We start from the raw sequence: 3891 nt of genomic DNA, 5'->3' as shown, positions 1-3891 counted from the left end.
GCATTGAAGCCCAGCTCACCGATCAGTCCTACATTCTTTCTAAAAAGTGTACCCTCAGGGGTGGTTTTGCCTTTTACAGTTGGTTTAGCGGTGAGCATGAAGGTGATTTTGTCACCACCCTGGGAGGATATCATTCTGACTTTGATGTTCCTTCCCATTATCCCCAGGTGCCCCGTCTAGGGTTTAACTGGAATGTGGACTCACACCTAAGTTTAAAGGGAGAAGCCTACTTTGCCCTCTGTGCCCATGCCTTGATGGCCGGAGGCTACATTGAGGCCACCTACGAAAGCGGTGCCTTTAAGGCGGACTTTAAGGAAGGGGCAGACTTTTTACTCGGTTGGAAACCCTTTCACTATGAGGCTGATATCTATATACACATGTCCGCCTCTTATACATACCACTTCTTTGGTACTCACCATATTACTGCCGACCTCAGTGCCGATTTAAATCTATGGGGACCTGATTTTGGGGGTAAGGGTAAAGTCAAAATATGGGTGGTGACCATTCACATTACCTTTGGCGATCAGGATGCTAAAGAAGCTGAAGCCATTGAATGGGATGAGTTTAATCAGTTCTTACCCGACGAGGATAAACGGGTGAGTATTCGTGTGGACAGTGGTGTAGTAGCCAACAGTTTGACTACTGGTCATCTAGGGGTGATCAATCCGAAGGATTTGGTGTTGGTTACTGATTCGGTGATTCCCATTACAGAAGCGACAGCAAATGAGCCCCTTGCAACCACAGTTAATGGTACCAGTGCTGATACCAGTTTTGGTATTGGTTCAATGGCGATCGCAACCGTAGACTCTGCCGTCCATACCATTCAAATCACGCGGGACAGTGATGAGTCTGTGGAAAGTGAGTTTCAGTTTGAGCCCATTTTGAAAGCGATGCCCACTGCACTGTGGGGATCTGACTTACAGCCAGATGTCAATGCCGACCGGTTTATTGACAATGCCCTGAGCGGTTACAAAGTATCACCAGCGACACCACCTTCTCCCGGCCAGCTTAAATTGATAGAGCGTGATTTTGTTCTATACGAGTCCACAACTATCAGCGATGCCTTTGACTGGGAAGACACTTCTGACCTAAACACCATTGAAAGTAGCCTTCAATCGGTGTTAGACGAACTAGGTCTGGATGATATTGTCATTGACTTAAGCCAACAGACAAGCGAGCAGCTTCAGTTAGTTAGCTGAGCCCTACATTCTCACACCGATCAGATAGACCGTGACAGCGGCTCCTAGATCAACACAACCTTAACAACAGTACTAGCAGTATTCAACAAAGTATAACCATGGCTCAAAGCACCTACGTCGGATTTTTGCAAAATCACAAACCATCTTTGACTGCCGGAGAGTATCAAATTACCGTTAGCCAATCGATTGGTGATGGTGGCAACAAAATTCCAAAGACTGATAGTCAAGATCCCACTTATTATACCACTCAATACTTTACCGTTGCTGGCGAACGTTTTTACCTAAATCCAAAAGACATTGCTGCTCAATTCCCTCCCCCTAAAGGGATCGGTGATTTTTCTAACGTTTTGCCCCACCTGCGCCTGAGCAGAAGCACCCTTCCCTGGGAACGTCAGATCAATAGCACAGACACGGATACTCCCTGGTTAGCACTACTTGTGTTCTCAGAAGAAGATAAAGCTCGGCTAGAGGAACGTGTTGTTAAGCTGTCTGACTTGGAGGCTGGCTCTACAGAGGCCTCCCACTATTTCCCAGCAATCACCCTGGAAACTGGACAACAGTCCACGGATAAAGCCAATGTAGTGGATATTCCCATCGACTTATTTAATAAAGTTATGCCATCTGCTGATGAGTTGGCCTTACTTGCCCATAACCGAGTTGCTGCAGAGAGCACAGACAGTGAGGACAGCGCAGACATCACGGACGAAACGTACTACAAATTTGCCGAGGAACCTAGTGCCATTCTTGTGGCTAACCGTCTGCCTAAAGCGGGTGTGGTCAATTATGTCTATCTTGTATCATTAGAAAATCGTTTTAACTCTAGTAACACTACTGATGACACTCCAAAGTTTGATTACCAAAATGCCGACCAGAGCGATAACAGTACAGATAAAATTCGGTTAGTATATCTTTCTCGATGGTCTTTTACCTCTACTGAACATTATAAAATTCGCCTTTCTGTCATCAACCGGATAGCAACAGAAGAAAATCAAGACAGCACAAGTGAAAGTGAGACCACAGGTATCATATATTTTAGCGATTCAGAAAGTGCAGTAAACATCAAAAATGCCCTATTGACATTAGTCGATACAGATTATTACACCACTGATGATACTGGTGGTTTGGTTCCGGCCCTAACAAATGCTGGCTTGAGTAGTGAATTATTAGAGAAAACTGGTAGCGATGGCGTCTCTAATCAAAGTAAAATTCTCGCGGCCTTTGCCTATGGAGATTTTGCTGCAGTGCTGAAACAGGTTGACCACTCTACATTGCGTCTACCGAATAAAGGTACTGTTACCGAAAATTTCTTAAAAATGGGACTTACGGCTAAACAGCATCTGTTACGCAGTGGGGAAAAAACAGCCTCCTGGTATCGAGGTCCTTTTATACCAACGGACAACAGTGATCTGGAGTTATCGCTTCCAGCGCTGTCCGCAGACCAATTAAGACAGTATTACGAAGGTCTAGGTATGCTGGATGTCAGCTACAGTGCTGCTTGGGAAATTGGCAGATTGTTAGCGTTACAAAATAAATCCTTTGCCATCAGTCTTTATCAATGGAAACGAACCTATTTAAAACAAATTCAGAAACATAACCAAAGTACAAGTCACAGCTCAGCCCATTTGCCCAAAACTAATATTAATCATAAGAATCTTGCCTCACTGAGTGTACCAACAACGGTTACCAATTGGCTGGATGACCTGCGCTTACTCAAGGGAATACCATTTAATTATTTGGTTCCTGACGAAGCCATGTTACCGGTGGAATCTATCCGATTTTTTAATGTTGACAATAACTGGTTAGAAGCAGTAACGGACGGTGCTTTTGCCATTGGTCGAGCCAGTGACAGCGATTATCAAAACGACAAGGAGTATTTATACAATGCCCTTTATAGTGACCTGGGGACGTTACCCACACTGAGTGGCTTTTTGCTCCGTTCTGAGGCCGTATCCGGTTGGCCAGACATGCAGATAGAAGCCTTCGACAAAGACAACACAAGCTTAGAAAGTAAGCGTGTAGAACAACTGAGCAACAATATTATGCTCTGTCTTTTTGAAGGTAGCTTAGACCGTGTGGAGTTATACCTGAAGCCTGAAATATTGCACTATGGTTTGACCCCAGATAACAGCAATTTTGTAAAATATTTACGTGACAACCAGTGGTCAGAAATAACCTCAGAGCCTGTGGAATGTTCCATTAGTGAACGCACACTTAATATTGCTCAGCTAAAGTCAGACATTGATACCAAGTACAGTAACAACAACAATATCGAGTGGGGAGAGCCAGCGACCTCGGCAGAGCTAGCGGTACAGATGCTTGAAGGTTTTGAAAAAGTCATCTTTCAGGGCGTTGCTTAATAATGGAATGATTTTAAGAGTGGGGTGGAATAGGCATATTGTCCTGTGGAACGGGCATCTTGCCCGTTACAATTCCCAGGCAGGATGCCCACCCCACTCCTCTTACTTCCTGAATTCAGCAACGCCGAAAATACGGCCAAAAAATCCAAGAAGATTCGAGTGTTGCTAAACCCTGAACAACGATTGGCCGTAGGCCACGCTACGGGAACAATTGTTCGCCAGTGGTTTGGAGTATCCCGTTATGTGTTCAACAAAACCGTCAAAATACTTTCATAAAATCCAAAACCTCCTCAGGTTAAGGTTACCTAAGGAGGCTTTAGTCTAAAATAATTATA

At 44.5% G+C, this 3891-nt stretch carries 3 protein-coding genes; all 3 read left to right on the top strand.

The window, feature by feature from the left end:
- A partial coding sequence (locus F6K52_RS33630) for a DUF6603 domain-containing protein (RefSeq protein WP_293089104.1) occupies positions 1–1199 on the top strand: 1199 nt, incomplete at its 5' end.
- A gap of 98 nt (positions 1200–1297) precedes the next feature.
- The gene (locus tag F6K52_RS33625) at positions 1298–3556 is read left to right on the top strand and encodes a hypothetical protein (protein ID WP_293089101.1); all 2259 of its coding nucleotides are present in this window, start codon (positions 1298–1300) and stop codon (positions 3554–3556) included.
- A gap of 45 nt (positions 3557–3601) precedes the next feature.
- Complete coding sequence (locus tag F6K52_RS33620; protein WP_293089099.1) at positions 3602–3832, top strand: hypothetical protein; 231 nt, start codon at positions 3602–3604, stop codon at positions 3830–3832.
- Positions 3833–3891 lie beyond the last annotated feature (59 nt).

This window comes from Moorena sp. SIO3H5, from assembly GCF_010692395.1.
Classification (GTDB): domain Bacteria; phylum Cyanobacteriota; class Cyanobacteriia; order Cyanobacteriales; family Coleofasciculaceae; genus Moorena.
The sequence above is the reverse complement of the archived record's forward strand: the minus strand, read 5'-3'. Positions and strand labels throughout refer to the sequence as shown.

Bases quoted from the DNA above. Each gene is read 5' to 3' on its own strand.
- F6K52_RS33625 (WP_293089101.1), top strand. From the start codon at position 1,298: ATGGCTCAAAGCACCTACGTCGGATTTTTGCAAAATCACAAACCATCT.